The following is a 17421-nucleotide window of genomic DNA, read 5'->3' on the forward strand; positions in this document are numbered from 1 at the left end:
ATCCGCTGCCGGGGTTGGGGATTTGTCGACATCTGCAGAGTGATTTCTGCTCCCGGAGTGAAGGTTGGCGGCAAGGCCGCGTAGTTTTGTCGCCAACACGCATCCGTAGGAGCAGTCTTGACGCGCAAGATCGGCAGCCGGTACACCGCCCACCAGATCCTGGGCCGTGGCAGCGCCGGCACGGTGTGGCTCGGTGAGGGGCCCGAAGGCCCCGTCGCCATCAAGCTGCTGCGCGAGGACCTGGCCTCCGACCAGGAACTCGTCGGCCGCTTCGTCCAGGAGCGCACGGCGCTGCTCAGCCTCGACCACGCGCGCGTGGTGGGCGTCCACGACCTGGTGGTCGACGGCAACGACCTGGCGCTCGTCATGGACCTCGTCCGCGGCACGGACCTGCGCACCCGGCTCGACCGTGAGCGGCGCATGGCTCCCGAGGCCGCCGTCGCCATCGTCGCGGACGTCGCCGACGGGCTCGCCGCCGCGCATGCCGCGGGCATCGTGCACCGCGACGTCAAGCCCGAGAACGTCCTCCTGGACATGCAGGGCCCCCTCGGACCCGGCGGCTCCCACCCCGCCCTCCTCACCGACTTCGGCGTCGCCAAGCTGATCGACTCCCCGCGGCGCACCCGCGCGACGAAGATCATCGGCACGCCCGACTACCTCGCCCCCGAGATCATCGAGGGCCTCCCGCCGCGCGCGGCCGTCGACATCTACGCGCTCGCCACGGTCCTGTACGAACTCCTCGCGGGCTTCACCCCCTTCGGCGGTGGCCACCCAGGGGCGGTCCTGCGCCGCCACGTCACGGAAACCGTCGTCCCCCTCCCCGGCATCCCCGAGGAGCTCTGGCAGCTCCTCGTCCAGTGCCTGGCCAAGGCCCCCGCGTCCCGGCTGCGCGCCTCCGAGCTGGCCTCGCGGTTGCGGGAGCTGCTGCCGCTGGTCGCGGGGATGCCGCCGCTGGACGTCGACGAGCCCGACACGGAGTCCTCGCAGGCCGAGGAGGCGTACGAGGACTCGGCCCCGCCCGAGCCCCGCGAGACCGCGCCCCGGCGGGGCGCGGTCCCTCTCGTCCCCGGCTCCGCCTCCGCCGACTCCAACCGCGACACGCACACGTCCATGCGTGTCCCCGGCCCCGACGAGCTCGCAGGCGGCGCCCGCGGCACGGCCCGCGCCCCCCGCGCCTCGGGCGCGGCCCGCCCCGGCTCCGCCAAGAACCGCACGTCCGCGCGGCGGCGCAGGATCACGCTCGGCGTGGCGGGCGTCGTCCTCGTGGCCGCGGCCGGCGTAGGCACGTGGGTCGCCACAAGCGACGACGACACCCCCCCGTCGGAGCCAGGCAACTCAGCCCCCCAGACCCCCTGACCCCCGCCTGCGCCGGACGCCAGGTCAGACCTGACGCGCGCTCCCGAGTGCGGACAGCCGCTGGCTGGCCGCGCAGTTCCCCGCGCCCCTAGGCAGCCCCCGGCGCCCCGCACCAGAACGCCCCGCCCAGCCGAAGGGCGACCCAGTGGCGCGTGGGCCCGCGCAAGGACGCTCCGACCGCCCGGAGGGTGACCCAGGGACGCGAGGAACTGCGCGAGCAACCCACGACGGCCTGCAGATGACCGGGTCAGGGGCGCGGGGGACCGCGCAAGGACGCTCCGACCGCCCGGAGGGTGACCCAGGGGCGCGGGGAACTGCGCGAGCAACCCTCGACGGCCCGCAGGCGACCGGGGCAGGGGCGCGGGGAACTGCGCGAGTGAGGCGCGGCGGCCCGCAGGGCGGAGGGGCCCCGCCCCGGAGGGGGCGCCGAGTCACGGTTGCCGGAACCGTTACGCTGGAGTCGTGGCAGTCGTCGATGTATCCGAAGAGCTCAAGTCCCTCTCCTCGACCATGGAGTCGATCGAGGCCGTCCTGGACCTCGACAAGATGAGGGCCGATATCGCCGTGCTCGAGGAGCAGGCGGCCGCACCGTCCCTGTGGGACGACCCCGACGCGGCACAGAAGATCACCAGCAAGCTGAGCCACCTCCAGGCGGAGGTCAGGAAGGCCGAAGCGCTCCGTGGGCGCATCGACGACCTCAGCGTGCTCTTCGAGATGGCCGAGGAGGAGGACGACCCGGACACCCGCGCCGAGGCCGAGTCCGAGCTCGAGTCCGTCAAGAAGGCGCTGGACGAGATGGAGGTCAGGACCCTCCTCTCCGGGGAGTACGACGCGCGTGAGGCCGTCGTCACCATCCGCGCGGAGGCCGGCGGCGTCGACGCCTCCGACTTCGCGGAGAAGCTCCAGCGCATGTACCTGCGCTGGGCGGAGCGCCACGGCTACAAGACGGAGCTCTACGAGACGTCGTACGCGGAAGAGGCCGGCATCAAGTCGACCACCTTCGCCGTGAACGTCCCGTACGCCTACGGAACACTCTCCGTCGAGCAGGGCACCCACCGCCTCGTGCGCATCTCGCCCTTCGACAACCAGGGCCGCCGCCAGACCTCCTTCGCCGGCGTCGAGATCCTCCCCGTGGTCGAGCAGACCGACCACATCGAGATCGACGAGAGCGAGCTGCGCGTCGACGTGTACCGCTCGTCGGGCCCCGGTGGCCAGGGCGTCAACACGACCGACTCCGCGGTCCGCCTGACGCACCTGCCGACCGGCATCGTCGTCTCCTGTCAGAACGAGCGCTCGCAGATCCAGAACAAGGCGACCGCGATGAACGTCCTCCAGGCGAAGCTCCTCGAGCGTCGCCGCCAGGAGGAGCAGGCGAAGATGAACGCCCTCAAGGGCGACGGCGGCAACTCCTGGGGCAACCAGATGCGTTCGTACGTCCTGCACCCCTACCAGATGGTGAAGGACCTGCGGACGGAGTTCGAGGTCGGCAACCCCGAGTCCGTTTTCAACGGCGAGATCGACGGATTCCTGGAAGCCGGAATTCGCTGGCGCAAGCAGCAGGAGAAGTAAATACGGCCCTGAGCGGCTTTATCGACAAGGCAACTGCTGCCCATTGGGCGGCAGTTGCCTCTTGCGTCACAGTCGCATCTCCGTATGCCGGTCAACTCCCCCAATTTCGGACATCGCGCGCGCAACGACCTTGACGCTGCTGTGAAAAGTGGAAAAGCTAGCGCGCGGCATGCGTATTTCTGGGGCGCGTGGGATCTGTGGGGGCTGATCGAAATCGCCCCCGGCGGACGACGCAGCCCCGGACGCTGCCTCACTGACGATTCAGCTACTGGGGGTAGCAGCCAGATGACAAAGAAGACGCGGATCCGTGTCGCGCGGATAGCCGCAGGCGCAGTGATCGCCGCGGGCGCCTCGCTGACCGCCGCGGGTGCCGCATCGGCCCTCGACGTCGGCGTCGACCTCGGCGGTGCGAGCGCGGGCGCTCACGCGGACGAGAGCGGCGTCGGCGTGGACGTGGACCTGCCGGGCCCGGGCGACGAGACCCCTCCGGGCGACGACCCGACGATCCCGGGCCCCGAGGACCCGGAGGAGCCCACCGAGGAGCCCACCGAGCCCACCGAGGAGCCCACGGAGCCCACCGAGGACCCGGAGCCCACCGAGGACCCGACCGACCCCTCCGACCCGCCCACCTCGGACCCGACCGACCCGGGCGACGAGAACGGCACCGGCGGCGGCAACGGCGGCGGGGGCGGCAACGACAACAACCCCGACGGCGGCTCCAACCCCGTCGAGCAGGGCAAGGGCAAGGACAGCCTGACCGACACCGGCTCCAAGCCGGTCGAGCAGGGCGGCAACAACGCCCAGCCGGCGGCCGACAAGGGCGAGCTGGCCGAGACCGGCGCCACCGAGACGACGTTCCTGCTGATCGGCGCCGCGACGATGATCGCCGGCGGCATCGGCTTCCGCATCCTGCCGCGCCTCGTCGGCAACCGCGGCGCCGCTGCCTGACCCACGCGGTCGCAGCGGCGGTGACGTACGCCACGTAAGGCACGTGCGTCAGGACGCCACGTACGCATGAAGAAGGGCCCGGAGCTTCACGAAGCTCCGGGCCCTTCCGTGTGACGCCGCCGACGGCGTCGTGACTCTCTGTGTGCCGGGCTCCACGGGCCTGCGGCCTCGCCGTCCTACGCGGACTGGTGCGCCAGCAGCGCGACCGCCGCGATCAGCACCACGAGCAGCGCTATCAACGCCGCGGGGTTGAGCCCCGCGAAGGGGCCCTCCTGCTGCATGCGCTCGCGATTGGCCCGACACACGGGGCAGCGGCCTTCACTCACGGGCGCTGCGCAGTTCGCGCATACCAACCGATCCAGGGTCATGCGCTTCTCCTCCCGCACAGTCTCAGCCTGCCCAACGCTAGGGGGAACCCAATCGTTCCCCCTACCACTGTGCCAGCTTCCGCGGATTTCGGCGCGGCCCGCCCCTTCATGACGGTTTCCGACACCGCCAGGCGTGACAATTCGCGCAACTCAGGACGCCGACTGCGCTCGCGTACCGGGTTCGCGTATGGTCACGCTCACCTACCCCCGGCAACCCGTGGTGCATCCGTGATCCGATTCGACAACGTCTCCAAGGCCTACCCGAAGCAGTCCCGCCCCGCGCTCAGGGATGTCTCCCTCGAGATCGAGAAGGGCGAGTTCGTCTTCCTGGTGGGATCCTCCGGCTCCGGAAAGTCCACTTTCCTGCGTCTCGTCCTGCGCGAGGAGCGCACCAGCCACGGCCAGGTGCACGTCCTGGGCAAGGACCTCGCGCGCCTGTCCAACTGGAAGGTGCCGCACATGCGCCGCCAGCTGGGCACCGTCTTCCAGGACTTCCGGCTCCTGCCCAACAAGACCGTCGGCGAGAACGTGGCCTTCGCGCAGGAGGTCATCGGCAAGTCCCGCGGTGAGATCCGCAAGTCCGTGCCCCAGGTCCTCGATCTCGTGGGACTCGGCGGCAAGGAGGACCGGATGCCGGGCGAGCTCTCCGGTGGTGAGCAGCAACGCGTCGCGATCGCGCGCGCGTTCGTCAACCGCCCCAAGCTCCTCATCGCCGACGAGCCGACCGGCAACCTCGACCCCCAGACGTCCGTCGGCATCATGAAGCTGCTCGACCGGATCAACCGGACCGGCACCACCGTCGTGATGGCCACCCACGACCAGCAGATCGTGGACCAGATGCGCAAGCGGGTCATCGAGCTGGAGAAGGGCCGTCTCGTCCGCGACCAGTCGCGCGGTGTGTACGGCTACCAGCACTGACGGCTCAGCTCGCCCGTTCCGTCTGATCCACCTGATCCACTGAAAGGCCGCCATGCGCGCCCAGTTCGTCCTGTCGGAGATCGGCGTCGGTCTCCGCCGAAATCTCACGATGACCTTCGCGGTCATCGTCTCCGTAGCGCTTTCGCTCGCCCTGTTCGGCGGTTCGCTGCTCATGCGTGACCAGGTGAGCACGATGAAGGGCTACTGGTACGACAAGGTCAACGTCTCGATCTTCCTGTGCAACAAGGCCGACGCCGCGCAGGACCCCAAGTGTGCCAAGGGCGCCGTCACGAACGAGCAGAAGGACCAGATCCTCGGCGATCTGAAGAAGATGCCCGTCGTGGACAAGGTCGTCCACGAGTCGGCGGACGAGGCCTACAAGCACTACAAGGAGCAGTTCGGCGACTCCCCGCTGTCCAGCTCGCTGACGCCCGACCAGATGCAGGAGTCGTTCCGCATCAAGCTGAAGGACCCCGAGAAGTACCAGGTGGTCGCGACCGCCTTCTCCGGGCGTGACGGCGTGCAGGCCGTGCAGGACCAGAAGGGCTATCTGGACAACCTCTTCGGGCTGCTGAACGGGATGAACTGGGCGGCCGTTGCGGTGATGGCGCTGATGCTCGTCGTCGCGCTGATGCTGATCGTCAACACCGTGCGCGTCTCGGCGTTCAGCCGCAGACGTGAGACCGGCATCATGCGGCTCGTCGGCGCGTCGAGCTTCTACATCCAGATGCCGTTCATCATGGAGGCCGCGGTCGCCGGTCTCATCGGCGGCGGACTCGCCTGCGGCATGCTGCTCGTCGGCAGGTACTTCATGATCGACCACGGTCTCGAACTCTCCGAGAAGATCAACCTGATCAACTTCCTCGGCTGGGACGCGGTCCTGGCCAAGCTGCCGCTGGTGCTCGCGATCGGCCTTCTGATGCCCGCGCTTGCCGCGTTCTTCGCGTTGCGCAAGTACCTGAAGGTGTGACAAGAGCCCTCAGCGTGGCAGGGCGTCGTGCGGTTCAACCCACCGTGCGGCGCCCTTCGTTGTCCTAGACTCACCGTCATGTCAGGCCTCGACCGGTTCGCCGAACGGTTCCCCGGGCCCCGCCGCATCCGCCGCGGGGCGACCCTGACATTGGTCTTCGCCAGCGTCCTCGTCACCGGCGCGGCCACCGGCTCCTGGAGCGACGCGGCGGACGACGGCCGGAATGAGCCGCCTCCTTCGGTACGTTCCGACGCTCTCGCGGCGCCGGAGGGCGACGCCGACACCGCCGACGAGGCCGCCGACGCCGCCGCGGAGGCGATGGCCGACGGCAAGTCGGGCAAGGACGCCGCCGAGGAGGCCGTCAGCCGCAGCGGGGACCGCTGGGGATCGGTGTACTCGCCGGGCGAGTTCCAGGAGTTCGAGAAGGCGCTGGACGGTGCGTACACGGGCGTCGGTCTGTGGGCCCGGCGCGCGGCCGACGGGCACATCGAGGTCTCCAAGGTCCAGCAGGACGGCCCCGCCGAGCGGGCCGGCATCCGTGAGGGCGACCGGCTGCGCTCCATCGACGGCAAGCACGTCAAGGGCCGCCCCGTGACCGAGGTCCTCTCCCTGCTGCGCGGCGGGCGCGCGGGCACCCCGGTGGTCCTCGGTCTGGAGCGGGGCACGCGCGCGTGGCGCGAGAAGCTGCACAGGGCCCGGCTCTCCACGGACTCCGTCAGGGTCACCGAGGCGTCCGACGGCGCCGTCGTGATCAAGGTCGACGCCTTCACGAAGGGCTCCGGGGAGGCCGTGCGGACCGCGGTGCGCGAGGCCCCCGAGGGCGCCGGCATCCTGCTCGACCTGCGCGGGAACTCCGGCGGCCTGGTCTCGGAGGCGGTCACCGCCACCTCCGCGCTCGTCGACGGCGGCCTCGTCGCCACGTACGACGTGCGCGGCGAGCAGAAGGCCCTCCACGCCGAGCGCGGCGGCGACACGGACCGGCCCGTGGTCGCCCTCGTCGACGGCGGCACGATGAGCGCGGCCGAGCTGCTCACCGGCGCCCTCCAGGACCGGGGCCGCGCCGTCGTGGTGGGCTCGAGGACCTTCGGCAAGGGGTCGGTGCAGATGCCGAGCCGGCTGCCCGACGGCTCCGTCGCGGAGCTGACCGTCGGTCACTACCGCACCCCTTCGGGCAGGGCCGTCGACGGGCGGGGCATCACCCCGGACCTGGAGGCCGAGGACGGGGCGGAGAAGCGGGCCGAGACAGTATTGACTGGCCTCGGACCCCCCTCGTAGTGCGAAAATGGCCGCACTATGGCGAAGGAAAAGGTAAAGCGCAAGGCCGCGAAGGCCGCTGAGAAGGCACCCGCCCGGAAGATGGTCGCGCAGAACAAGAAGGCGCGGCACGACTACCACATCCTGGACACCTACGAGTGCGGCCTCGTCCTGATGGGCACCGAGGTCAAGTCGCTGCGGCTGGGCCGTGCCTCCCTGGTGGACGGGTTCGTGCACATCGACCGCGGCGAGGCGTGGCTGCACAACATCCACGTCCCGGAGTACGTGCAGGGGACCTGGACCAACCACTCGGCCACGCGGAAGCGCAAGCTCCTGCTGCACCGCGCGGAGATCGACAAGCTGGAGTCGAAGTCCCAGGAGACGGGTCACACGATCGTGCCCCTGGCCCTGTACTTCAAGGACAGCCGGGTCAAGGTCGAGATCGCGCTGGCCAAGGGCAAGAAGGAGTACGACAAGCGGCAGGCGCTGAAGGAGAAGCAGGACCTGCGCGAGACGAACCGCGCCATCGAGGCGGCCAAGCGGCGCCAGCGCGGCGCCTAGCCCGCGGGCCCCGCGGATCTCACCGGCCCCGCGGGAATTGGCTGGCATCGTCGGGCGTTGGTCACGTACGATGGGTACCGCACCTCACCGAAGGTGCAGTGCGATTGAAAAATCAACATGGGGATGATCGGTTTCGACAGCGGATGTCGAAGCAGGGGAAGCGAGCCGAGGAAGCGGCAATGATCTCGTAAACCATATGTCGCAACCAATAATCGCCAATTCTAAGCGCGATTCCCAGTCCTTCGCCCTCGCTGCCTGATAAGCAGTGACTGAAGGACCCTAAAAGGGTGTCAGCCCGGGAGTGTTCCCGGCCCGGATCCTGGCATAATCTAGGGAACTAAACCATCGAGCCCGGTCACGGGGTTCGATGGGAAATCAAACAGTGACTGGGCCCGTCGGAGACTTGTTCGCGAGATCTCCGGGGCCGAGAAAATCGAAGCGAACTGCGCTCGGAGAAGCCCTCCTTTTGCACCGTTGGACGCGGGTTCGATTCCCGCCATCTCCACAATTCCCATGTGCGGCGAAAGCCCTCTGGCCCCAGGCCAGGGGGCTTTTTCCATGCCCGGACGCCGAGAGCACATCCTCCGGTCATGTGACTCGTTAGTGCAACTAGTCCAGGTTCGCAGCGGCCGGGCGGCATGCGCCCGGCCGAACAGGCAGGAGCAGGAGGCAGGCGCTTGGATGCCACCGTCACTCTCTTCGGCTCCGTTCTCGCCGCACTGGGGGTTCTGGGCGCCGCAGTGGTGGCGTATCTCGGCAAACGCGGCGAGAACGCGCTCATGGGGTTCTCGAATCTGACGGAGAAACTTCAGATCGAGCGGGACAGGCTGGAACGCCAGGTCGCGGAGCGCGACGCGAAATTAGCCGAGTTGAGCGCCCTGCACGTGCACGACCAGAGCGAGATCGCACGGCTGCTCATGGACAACCAACGGCTCGGAGGCACGCCGTGACCCAGCTCGAGCGACTCCTGGCCCGCCGCTGGCGCACCGTCTTCCTCGTCTGCGTGCTGCTGGCACTCTCCGGCGCCGCCGTGATCCTCTGGGCCCGGATCGACGCCGGGGACCGGCGCGCCGACCAGTTCGCCTCGGAGGCGGACCGGCGCGGGGAGGCCGTCTCCACCCTCGCCCGTGACGTACGCACCCTGCGCGCCCAGGTCCGCGCGCACGGCGACACCCCTGCCGCCCCGGACCCCTCCGACGCCGTCGACGACCTGCCGGGCCGCGTCAAGGTCCCCGCGGGCGCCCCCGGCACACCCGGCCAGGACGGGAAGCCCGGCGAGAAGGGCGCACGGGGGAACGGCGGGCAGCGGGGCGAGGCCGGAGAGCAGGGCGACGCGGGGGAGCGGGGTGACCGGGGCCCCCAGGGGGAGCCGGGTGAACCGGGCGCCTCCGGAGAGCCGGGAGAACCCGGTGAGCCGGGGGCGGTGGGGCAGGACGGCCGCAGCGGCGACCAGGGGCAGACGGGACCGATGGGACCGGCCGGTCCTCCCGGTGCGGATGGTGCCTCCGGGGCCATGGGCCCGCGTGGCGAACAGGGACCCAAGGGGGACAGGGGCGAGAAGGGGGACCCGGGGTCGCCCTGCCCGGACGGGTACAGCCTCCAGGAGCCGTCCGGCGACCCCGACGCCCTGGTCTGCCGCCGCACGAACAACGGCCCGACGGGACCGGCCCCCGCCCTGACCCTCCTGACCGCTCTCCCGCCCCAACGACGCCGCCTGCAGGACCACTAGGGCCCCTGTCGGAAGTCCCGCCTGCCCCGCGGCGCCCGGCACGCACTCCCCCACGCCTGAAGGGCGCGGGGGGACCCCCAGCGGCATTGTCGGGTCGCCCCGGTACAACCAGTATCGGGGCGACCCTCCGCCTCGCGATCGCACGCACCGGACGCGAGCGGGATGCGGCAGGGCGTCTCGTACGTTCCGGGGACGCGGCCGGAGTGGGGTCTGTTGCGAGGCGGCCGCGTCCGGGATGCTCCAGGGTCATGAGTAGACCCGTGAGACGCGTCAACACCCGCATGCGCCACTGGATCTGGCCCGCCGTGCTCGCCGTCGCGGCGGCCGGGCTCTCCGCCGGATCTCCGGCCGGCGCGGACTCCGACCGGTCGGGGCTCCCCGAAGCCATCGACACCATCCTGGCCGACCCGCGCATGGAGGGCGGCGTGGCCAGTGTCGTGGTCGCCGACTCCGCGTCCGGCGACGTCCTGTACCAGCACCGCTCCAGCGGCCGTCTGATGCCCGCCTCCAACACCAAGCTGCTCACCTCGGCCGCCGCCATGGAACTCCTCGGCCCCGGCCACCGGTTCACCACGGACGTGCGCACCACCGCGCAGCGGCGCGGCTCCGAGCTCCGCGGCGACCTCTACCTGCGGGGCACCGGCGACCCCACGACCCTCGCCAAGGACTACGACCGACTCGCCGCCAAGATCGCCGACTCGGGGATCAAGCGGGTCACCGGGCGGCTCGTCGCCGACGACACCCGCTTCGACGACAAGCGCGTCGGCGACACCTGGGGCGGCGACGACGAGTCCTCGTACTACGCCGCGCAGATCAGCGCCCTGAGCGTGGCACCCGACACCGACTACGACACCGGGACCGTCATCGTCGAGGTCGAGCCCGGAGCGCGGGCCGGGGCCAAGCCGCGCGTGCGCGTGACGCCGAAGACCGACTACGTGGACATCGATCTGCGCGCGACCACCGTCGCGCGGGGCGGCGCCGACACCGTCGCCGTGGAACGGCAGCACGGCAAGAACGTCATCACCGTCAGCGGCACCGTCCCGGTCGGCGGGGACACCACCAAGGAGTGGGTCACCGTCTGGGAGCCCACCAAGTACGCGGCCGCCGTCTTCCGCGACGCCCTCACCGCACACGGCGTGAAGGTGAACGGGCCTACCCGGGCCGGGATCGCCACCCCGCGGGACGCCCGCAGGCTCGCCACGCACGACTCGATGCCGCTCAAGGACCTCATGATCCCGTTCATGAAGCTGTCCAACAACATGCACGCGGAGAGCCTCACCAAGGCCATGGGCCACAAGGCGACCAGCAGACCCGGGAGTTGGAGCGACGGCATCACCGCCATCGGCGGCTACCTGAAGACCGCGGACGTCGACCCGGGGAAGATCCGCCAGGTCGACGGATCCGGACTCTCGCGCAAGGACAACGTCGCGGCGGAGCAGTACATCAAGCTGCTGCGCTCGGCGAAGAGCGAGCCGTGGTTCGCCGACTGGTACACGTCCCTGCCGGTGGCCTGCGACCCGGACAAGTTCGTCGGCGGCACACTGCGCACACGGATGTGCGGGACCCCCGCCGCCCTCAACGTCCACGCGAAGACCGGCTCGTTGACGGGCGCGTCCGCGCTGTCCGGCTACGTCAAGGACAAGAACGGGCGTGAGCTGGTCTTCAGCATCATCCTGAACAACTACCTGCCCTCCTCCGTGAAGGCCCTGGAGGACGCCATCGTGGTGACCCTCGCCTCCTCGACCGAGGACCGGGCCGTCCCGGTCACACCGCGCTCGACACGTGCGGCGGAGCGGGACGGCGGCGCCGGAGCCGAGCTCGAGTGCTCGTGGCGCAAGCCTGCGCGCTGCTGAGCAGCAGCGCGCAGCAGGCGGCGGCGACCGGCACGCCGTAGCCCGCGGCGGTGCCCAGGTGCTCCACCGCCCAGCCGCCGCACGCCGCGCCGCACGCGATGCCCCCGAGGAGGCCGGTCACGGCGAGGGTCATGCCCTCGTTCAACCGCCCCTCGGGGGTGCGGCGTTGCACCAGCGTCATGGCGGTGACCATCGTGGGCGCCGTCGCCATCCCCGCGCACAGCAGCGCCACGGAGAGGACGATCAGCGATCCGGTCGACGCCACCGCGAGCAGCGGCAGCGTCATCACGGCCGCCATCGCGGCCGCGCACAGGACATGGCGGCGGCCGAGGGACCCGCGCGGTTTCGCCGCCCCGTAGACGAGCCCCGCCGCGCAGGAACCCGCGGCCTGGAGCGCGAGGACGACGCCCGCGGCGGCCTTGTGCCCCTGCCCGTCGGCGTAGGCGATCGTGACGACTTCGAGCGAGCCGAAGACGGCACCGGTGGCGAGGAAGCCGATCAGCAGAGCGGGCATCCCACGCGCGCGGAGCAGCGATTTCGTCGCGGCGGACGTGTCCGTGGGGTCCCGACGGTCGTGTGGCGGGGGCTCCGTCGCACGCTGGGCGGCGAAGACGAGGACGCCGGTCACCAGCAGGACCACACCGATCAGGGTGCCGGCCTGGGGGAAGAACGTGCCGCACAGGAACGCGGCGAGGACGGGACCGAGCATGAAGCAGAGCTCGTCGGCGGCCTGCTCGAAGGAGTTCGCGGTGTGCACGGCCCGCGCGTCCCCCTTGAGGAGGTGTGCCCAGCGGGCCCGTGACATGCCGCCGGTGTTGGGCGTCGTGGCCGTGGCCGCGTACGACGCGAACAGCGTCCAGTCAGGCGCTCCGTAGCGCACGCACAGCACCAGGGAGAGCGAGCCGAGCGCGGCCACGAGGGTGGCTGGGACTGCGACGCGTGCCTGCCCGTGACGGTCGACGAGCCGCGCCGTCCAGGGCGCCACGACGGCGGTCGCGGCGAGCCCGGTCGCGGTGACGGCCCCGGCCAGGGCGTACGAGCCGCGGGCGCCGGAGATCATGATGACGGCGCTGACGCTGAACATGCCCATGGGGAGCCGTGCGACGAGGTTGCCGAGGGTGAAGGCGGTGGCGCCGGGTATCGCGAAGAGGCGGGAGTACGGGTTGTGGGGCATGTGGACACCCTCGCCGGGGGTGCGGGACGGGGTCCAACACCTTCTGGGCGCTGATTCACACGTCGGTGTTGTAAGTGGTGGTGACGCTTTGTTGTATGTGGTTGTGGCGCCTTGTAGGTTCCAGCGATGACACCGGAGCCAGTTTCCGCGTCCCGCCGTGCGGAACCAGTCGTCGTGTCCCGCCGCGATGTGGACCCGAGGCTGTTGCGTGCCTTCGTCGCCGTGGCGGAGGAGCTGCACTTCACGCGGGCGGCCGCCCGGCTGTACGTCGCGCAACAGGCCGTGAGCCGCGATGTTCGGCGTCTGGAACGGGAGTTGGGGACCGAGCTCTTCGCGCGCAGCACGCGGCAGGTCACGCTGACCGCCGACGGCGAGCGGCTCCTGCCGTACGCGCGACGCGTCCTGGAAGCCCAGGACGACCTGGTCGCGGCCGCCGCGGGCGCGGCGCGCCCGCTCCTCGTCGACCTGAACAGCCCCGGCCTGGTCTTCGGCCGGATCCTGGAGCGGGCCCGCGCGCTGGCCCCCGAGTGCGAGCTGATGGCGCGCTTCGAGAGCGGGCTCGCCGGTTCCGCCGCCGAGATCGTCGCCGGGCGGCTCGACGTGTCCTTCGGGCGGTACGCGGGGCTCGACCCGGCGCTGCGGGCCGGGCTCGACCACCAGCCCGTGCGGTACGAGCCGATGGCGGTGCTGCTGCCGACCGGTCATCCGCTGGCGGAGCTCGACGAAGTGCCGCTCGACGCGCTCGCGGGGGAGACCGTGTACGCGGGGGCGGGCAACCCGAGGACGACGGAGTGGACGGGTCTCGCGCGACTGCTCTTCGAGGGACGCGGCATCGAAGTCGCGCCCCCCGCGCCTCTCGCCGTCGGCCTTGAGGAGTTCGAACGCGTCATGGCGAAGAATCGGAACCCGGTCCTCGCGGTGGTGGACTTCCCGGCGATGCCCGGGGCCGAGCTGCGGCCGTTGATCGCCCCCGTTCCGCTCTCACCGGTCTCACTCGTCTGGCGAAAAGGCCTGCTCCATCCGGGCATTGAGGCCTTGCGGGAGGCTGCGGCGTCGCTGGCGGCCGAGGAGGGGTGGCTGGCGAGGCCGGCGGATGGCTGGCTTCCTGCGGCGGATGCGCTCGTCATGACCTGAGCGGCGCTGACGTCGGCGGTCTTCACAATGGCCACGCAATGACGTTGTGCGAACGTTACGTGGGGCGGAGGGTCCGCAATCGATCGAAATGCCGCTGTAAATGGGGCGTTCGGTACGGGTGGAGGAGGGGTGGCGGGATCTGCACCGAATGATCGAATTCGCTTCGGTGAATGGTTGGTGGGCGGGCGTACTGCTGGATACGTGTCGGATTTACGCACCCGCTGCGCCTATGCCATCGCATTCGCGAACGCGGTGTCGGTGATGCATCGTAATGATCTCGACGCTGCGTGTAGCCGACTCCTAAGCTGACGGCTCTTCCCCGCTGTACGCGCCGGACGACCGCATGCCGCGCGGCGGGCCCACCCTCTGCCAGGAGTTCCTTTGCTTTACAGGAAGACCGCGCTGCGCATCGCCGCGCCCGTCGCCGTGCTCGCCCTCGCCCTGACCGCCTGCGGTGGCGGTGACGACAAGAAGTCGGACGACAAGAAGGCGGACGCGCCCAAGTCGCAGAACAAGCCCGCGGAGCCGACCACGCTGAAGGCCGGCGAGACCACCACGGGCCAGGTCAAGGAGGACAAGGCCACCGTCACGTACGACGTCGCCGCGGAGAAGATCGACGTCGGCACGGCGGCCGAGACCAAGAAGCTGGTCTCGGACCCGAAGCAGGCGAAGGGCCTGGTCGTGGCGACCGCCCACATGAAGATCACGCACAAGGCAGGCGCCCCGCTCACGGACACGCCGGACGTGGCCGAGACGACGGAGATCTACGCGGACGGCACCCGCGGCGGCCTCCTCATCGGCGCCGCCGAGGACGCGCCCGGCTGTGAGGACGAGCTGGACCTCGAGGGCTGGAAGAAGGGCGAGACGCACGAACTGTGCGAGACGTACCTGATCCCCGAGGGCTCGAAGGACCTCGAGGTCCGCTGGTCGGCCAAGGAGGACGGCAAGCAGGTGACGTGGAAGGTGCCGGGGAAGTAGTGGCGGCGCGTACGTAACTGCCGGGTGCGGCAGGTACGTCGGCCGGTCGCCGTCCGGGTGTCGCCTTCGGGGGCGGTGCCCGGGCGGGTTGTTTGCGGGGTCAACGCGCGAAGGCGCAGCTGCGTCGCCCCTGCCTTCCGGTGCTGATACCTCTTGCGGCTGACGAGTACGAGGAGTGGTCGATCGTCATGTCCTGGACTTCCCTGGTAGAGAACCCTGAAGGGATCGCCTCGGTGTTCAGCGGGGCCGTGCCGCCGTTGAGTGACGTGCGTATTCACTCCGTCGCACTGGACAGGGACGGACCGCAGCTTCGTGTACGGTTCGATCTCCGCGAATATCCGGAACGGGCACCCAAGAAGTGGGCTGCGCAACGGTTCAACACTGTCCAGGTCGAGTTGGTGTTCGGCGGACTGAGTGATGTGGAGCTGAGCGGCTTCTCTGTCGCCCCCGTCGGAGATATCGTTCTCACCAGTGGTGAGAAGGTGCACCTTGAGATCGCCTCGACGGACGTACGGGTCCGCGCATCAGCTCAATCCGTATACATCTCGAAGCTCTCCGCATACATGGACGAGCCCCGTGGTTGAACCGCCGTTGGCGCCTGCCGGTGCTCAGGCATAGCTTTGTTCAGTGACTACGCGTTCGTGAGCACCCGTGTGAAGAGGAGTGGTGACGGCATCTGGCGGACGGACTCCGTCACGTCGACCACGGCGTCCGAGTAGTGCACGCCCCGAGAGCCGTAGCTCAGTAGCCGACCGTGAAGCGGGTGCGGTGGTGGGTGGGGGATTCCGCTTCGTCCAGGAGTGCCACCGCCAGGTCCTCCATGGAGATCGACGAGTTGCCGTCCGCGTCCACCAGGAGTTCGTCCTTGCCGAGGCGGTACTTGCCCGTGCGCGTGCCCGGTTCGAAGAGGGCCGAGGGGCTGATGTAGGTCCAGGGCACCTTCGTGTCCGCCGTGCGGAGCGCCTCGTACTGAGCGTTGGATGCCTCCGCTATGTGGCGCCAGGCCGCGGGGACGTACCTCGGGTCGTCGATGGCGAGGCGGCCCTCCGTGCCGGGGACCGTCAGGCTGCCCGCGCCGCCGATGACGATGAGGCGTACGGCGTCGGGGGCGTCGGCGAGGCCCGACAGGAGGGCTCTGGTGATCGCCGGGTGTTCGCGTTCGTGGCCCGGAGCCGGTCTCGTGGCGTTGACGATGACGTCCTGGGCCGTACTCAAGTCGGCTGTTCGGGCCGGGTCTTGTGCGTCGCCGGTTCGGGGTGTGGCGTCCGGGTGCAGCTCCGAGTAGCGGGACGGGTCGCGGACCACCGCGGTGACCTCGTGGCCGCGGGCAAGGGCCTCGGTGACGACGCGGCTTCCGGCGTTTCCGGCTGCTCCGAAGACGGTGATGCGCATGGTGGGCTCCTGTGGGGCGAGTAGGTAGTGGCGGGGGATGTGCGGGAGGGGGTTATGCGCGGGCGCGGGGCGCCTTGCTGCGGCTTTGGCCGAGCGCCACGCTGCCCAGGACGAGGACCAGTCCGGCCACCTGCCACACGGTGAGCGTCTGTCCGAGGATCACCAGGCCTGCGAGCGTCGCGACGACCGGGTTGGCCAGGCCGAGGAAGGACACGGAGGAGGCGGGGAGGCGTTCGATGCCGCGGAACCAGAGGGCGTACGCGAGCGCCGTGCCGATGATGCCGAGGTAGGTGTACCCGGCGATGTTGGCCCCGGTGAAGTGGCCCGGAAGGCCCTCCGCGGTGAGGGCGATGGGCGCCAGGACCAGTCCGCCCGCGGTCAGTTGCCAGCCGGTGAGGGCGAGCAGTGACGTGCCTTCGGGGCGGCCCCACCGCTTGCTGAGCACCACGGCGAGAGCCATCAGCGTGGTCGCCGTCAGCATCGCCACGATGCCCGCGAGGTTGACGGTGGCGCTGCCGCGCAGGACGAGGAGGGCGACACCCGCGACGCCGACCAGGCCCGCGAGCAGCGTACGGCGGGTGGGCCGCACCTTCAGTACGCCGATGCCGAAGCCCGCCACGAGCAGGGGCATGACCGCGCTGATCGTCGAGGCGACGCCGCCGGGCAGGTGGTAGGCGCCGAAGAAGAGGAGCGGGAAGAAGGCGCCGAAGTTGAGGATGCCGAGGACGGCGGCCTTCCACCACCAGTCGCCGCTCGGCAGCCGCCGGGTGAGGGCGAGCAGGATGAGCCCGGCGGGCAGCGCGCGGAGGGCGGCGGCAAGCAACGGGCGGTCCGGGGGGAGGAGTTCGGTGGTGGTGACGTAGGTCGTGCCCCAGGTGGCGGGGCCGATGGCGGCGAGCGCGGCGAAGCCGGCGGCGGCTTTGGCGGAGGGGCGGGCCGTGGGGCGGGCTGCGGGATGGGCCGTGGGATCGGCCGCGGGGCGGGCCGAGGGCTGGGCGGTCGGGGCGGGTGAGTTCTTTTCCGCGCTCTGTTCCATGCTCTGCTCCACGATAGAAGCCTGCTTCGGGCGCATCGGGCGCGGGGTGGTGATGCTGGTGCTCTTGATCCTGGTATCGGACATGACGGTCCCCCACGGTCCTCTCAGCGTTCCCCTGAACGCTGTTATTCTCAACGTTGAGATAAATATGAACCCAGGGTCTGCGAACGTCAAGTATCTG

General features: G+C 70.2%; 17 protein-coding genes and 1 other RNA gene. 14 read left to right on the forward strand and 4 right to left on the reverse strand.

What is annotated here, in order from left to right; translation table 11 throughout:
• The first annotated feature begins 117 nt into the window (after positions 1-117).
• From DEJ48_RS24195 to DEJ48_RS24205, 3 genes are all read left to right on the forward strand, one after another.
• The gene (locus DEJ48_RS24195; protein ID WP_150218235.1) at positions 118-1356 is read left to right on the forward strand and encodes a serine/threonine-protein kinase; all 1239 of its coding nucleotides are present in this window, start codon (positions 118-120) and stop codon (positions 1354-1356) included.
• A 462-nt stretch (positions 1357-1818) separates the two neighbouring features.
• Positions 1819-2925, forward strand: a complete 1107-nt coding sequence (prfB, locus tag DEJ48_RS24200; protein ID WP_150218236.1) for a peptide chain release factor 2 — start codon at positions 1819-1821, stop codon at positions 2923-2925.
• 285 nt (positions 2926-3210) lie between these two features.
• Positions 3211-3873, forward strand: coding sequence for an LPXTG cell wall anchor domain-containing protein (locus tag DEJ48_RS24205; RefSeq protein WP_150218237.1), 663 nt, complete (start codon positions 3211-3213; stop codon positions 3871-3873).
• Positions 3874-4049: 176 nt separating this feature from the next.
• Here DEJ48_RS24205 and DEJ48_RS24210 read toward each other — a convergent pair whose 3' ends face one another.
• Positions 4050-4241 carry a hypothetical protein gene (locus DEJ48_RS24210; protein WP_150168511.1) on the reverse strand — a complete coding sequence of 64 codons (192 nt, stop codon included), beginning with the start codon at positions 4239-4241 and terminating at the stop codon, positions 4050-4052.
• Between the two features lie 228 nt (positions 4242-4469).
• Between DEJ48_RS24210 and ftsE the strand changes: the two genes are divergently transcribed.
• The 8 genes from ftsE to dacB all read left to right on the forward strand — a co-directional run bounded on the left by ftsE (position 4470) and on the right by dacB (position 11526).
• The gene (gene ftsE / locus DEJ48_RS24215) at positions 4470-5159 is read left to right on the forward strand and encodes a cell division ATP-binding protein FtsE (RefSeq protein WP_150168509.1); all 690 of its coding nucleotides are present in this window, start codon (positions 4470-4472) and stop codon (positions 5157-5159) included.
• A 52-nt stretch (positions 5160-5211) separates the two neighbouring features.
• A complete protein-coding gene (ftsX, locus tag DEJ48_RS24220) occupies positions 5212-6129 on the forward strand; it encodes a permease-like cell division protein FtsX (protein ID WP_150218239.1) in 918 nt (305 codons plus the stop codon).
• A gap of 78 nt (positions 6130-6207) precedes the next feature.
• Positions 6208-7404: a S41 family peptidase gene (locus tag DEJ48_RS24225; RefSeq protein ID WP_150218241.1), complete on the forward strand. Its 1197-nt coding sequence runs from the start codon at positions 6208-6210 to the stop codon at positions 7402-7404.
• 18 nt (positions 7405-7422) lie between these two features.
• Positions 7423-7944, forward strand: a complete 522-nt coding sequence (gene smpB / locus DEJ48_RS24230; protein WP_150168503.1) for an SsrA-binding protein SmpB — start codon at positions 7423-7425, stop codon at positions 7942-7944.
• Positions 7945-8063: 119 nt separating this feature from the next.
• Positions 8064-8452: a transfer-messenger RNA gene (gene ssrA, locus DEJ48_RS24235) on the forward strand.
• 169 nt (positions 8453-8621) lie between these two features.
• On the forward strand, positions 8622-8894 hold the full coding sequence (locus DEJ48_RS24240; RefSeq protein WP_150218243.1) for a hypothetical protein: 273 nt from the start codon (positions 8622-8624) through the stop codon (positions 8892-8894).
• Positions 8891-9673, forward strand: a complete 783-nt coding sequence (locus tag DEJ48_RS24245; RefSeq protein WP_150218245.1) for a collagen-like protein — start codon at positions 8891-8893, stop codon at positions 9671-9673. The genes DEJ48_RS24240 and DEJ48_RS24245 overlap by 4 nt, the downstream gene beginning before the upstream one ends.
• 248 nt (positions 9674-9921) lie before the next feature.
• Positions 9922-11526, forward strand: a complete 1605-nt coding sequence (gene dacB, locus DEJ48_RS24250; protein ID WP_190537559.1) for a D-alanyl-D-alanine carboxypeptidase/D-alanyl-D-alanine-endopeptidase — start codon at positions 9922-9924, stop codon at positions 11524-11526.
• Here dacB and DEJ48_RS24255 read toward each other — a convergent pair.
• A complete protein-coding gene (locus DEJ48_RS24255; protein ID WP_150218247.1) occupies positions 11438-12700 on the reverse strand; it encodes an MFS transporter in 1263 nt (420 codons plus the stop codon). The genes dacB and DEJ48_RS24255 overlap by 89 nt on opposite strands.
• A gap of 126 nt (positions 12701-12826) precedes the next feature.
• Between DEJ48_RS24255 and DEJ48_RS24260 the strand changes: the two genes are divergently transcribed.
• The 3 genes from DEJ48_RS24260 to DEJ48_RS24270 all read left to right on the forward strand — a co-directional run bounded on the left by DEJ48_RS24260 (position 12827) and on the right by DEJ48_RS24270 (position 15396).
• Positions 12827-13834 carry a LysR family transcriptional regulator gene (locus DEJ48_RS24260; protein ID WP_150218249.1) on the forward strand — a complete coding sequence of 336 codons (1008 nt, stop codon included), beginning with the start codon at positions 12827-12829 and terminating at the stop codon, positions 13832-13834.
• A 381-nt stretch (positions 13835-14215) separates the two neighbouring features.
• Positions 14216-14812 (forward strand): hypothetical protein, encoded by a 597-nt coding sequence (locus DEJ48_RS24265; protein ID WP_150218250.1) that lies wholly within the window; start codon positions 14216-14218, stop codon positions 14810-14812.
• 140 nt (positions 14813-14952) lie between these two features.
• The gene (locus DEJ48_RS24270; RefSeq protein ID WP_150218253.1) at positions 14953-15396 is read left to right on the forward strand and encodes an Imm50 family immunity protein; all 444 of its coding nucleotides are present in this window, start codon (positions 14953-14955) and stop codon (positions 15394-15396) included.
• Between the two features lie 157 nt (positions 15397-15553).
• Here DEJ48_RS24270 and DEJ48_RS24275 read toward each other — a convergent pair whose 3' ends face one another.
• Both DEJ48_RS24275 and DEJ48_RS24280 read right to left on the reverse strand, forming a co-directional pair.
• Positions 15554-16204: an NAD(P)-dependent oxidoreductase gene (locus DEJ48_RS24275; protein WP_150218255.1), complete on the reverse strand. Its 651-nt coding sequence runs from the start codon at positions 16202-16204 to the stop codon at positions 15554-15556.
• A 52-nt stretch (positions 16205-16256) separates the two neighbouring features.
• Complete coding sequence (locus tag DEJ48_RS24280) at positions 16257-17324, reverse strand: EamA family transporter (protein WP_223832188.1); 1068 nt, start codon at positions 17322-17324, stop codon at positions 16257-16259.
• Positions 17325-17421: the final 97 nt, after the last annotated feature.

The organism is Streptomyces venezuelae (assembly GCF_008642315.1).
Lineage (GTDB): Bacteria > Actinomycetota > Actinomycetes > Streptomycetales > Streptomycetaceae > Streptomyces > Streptomyces venezuelae_D.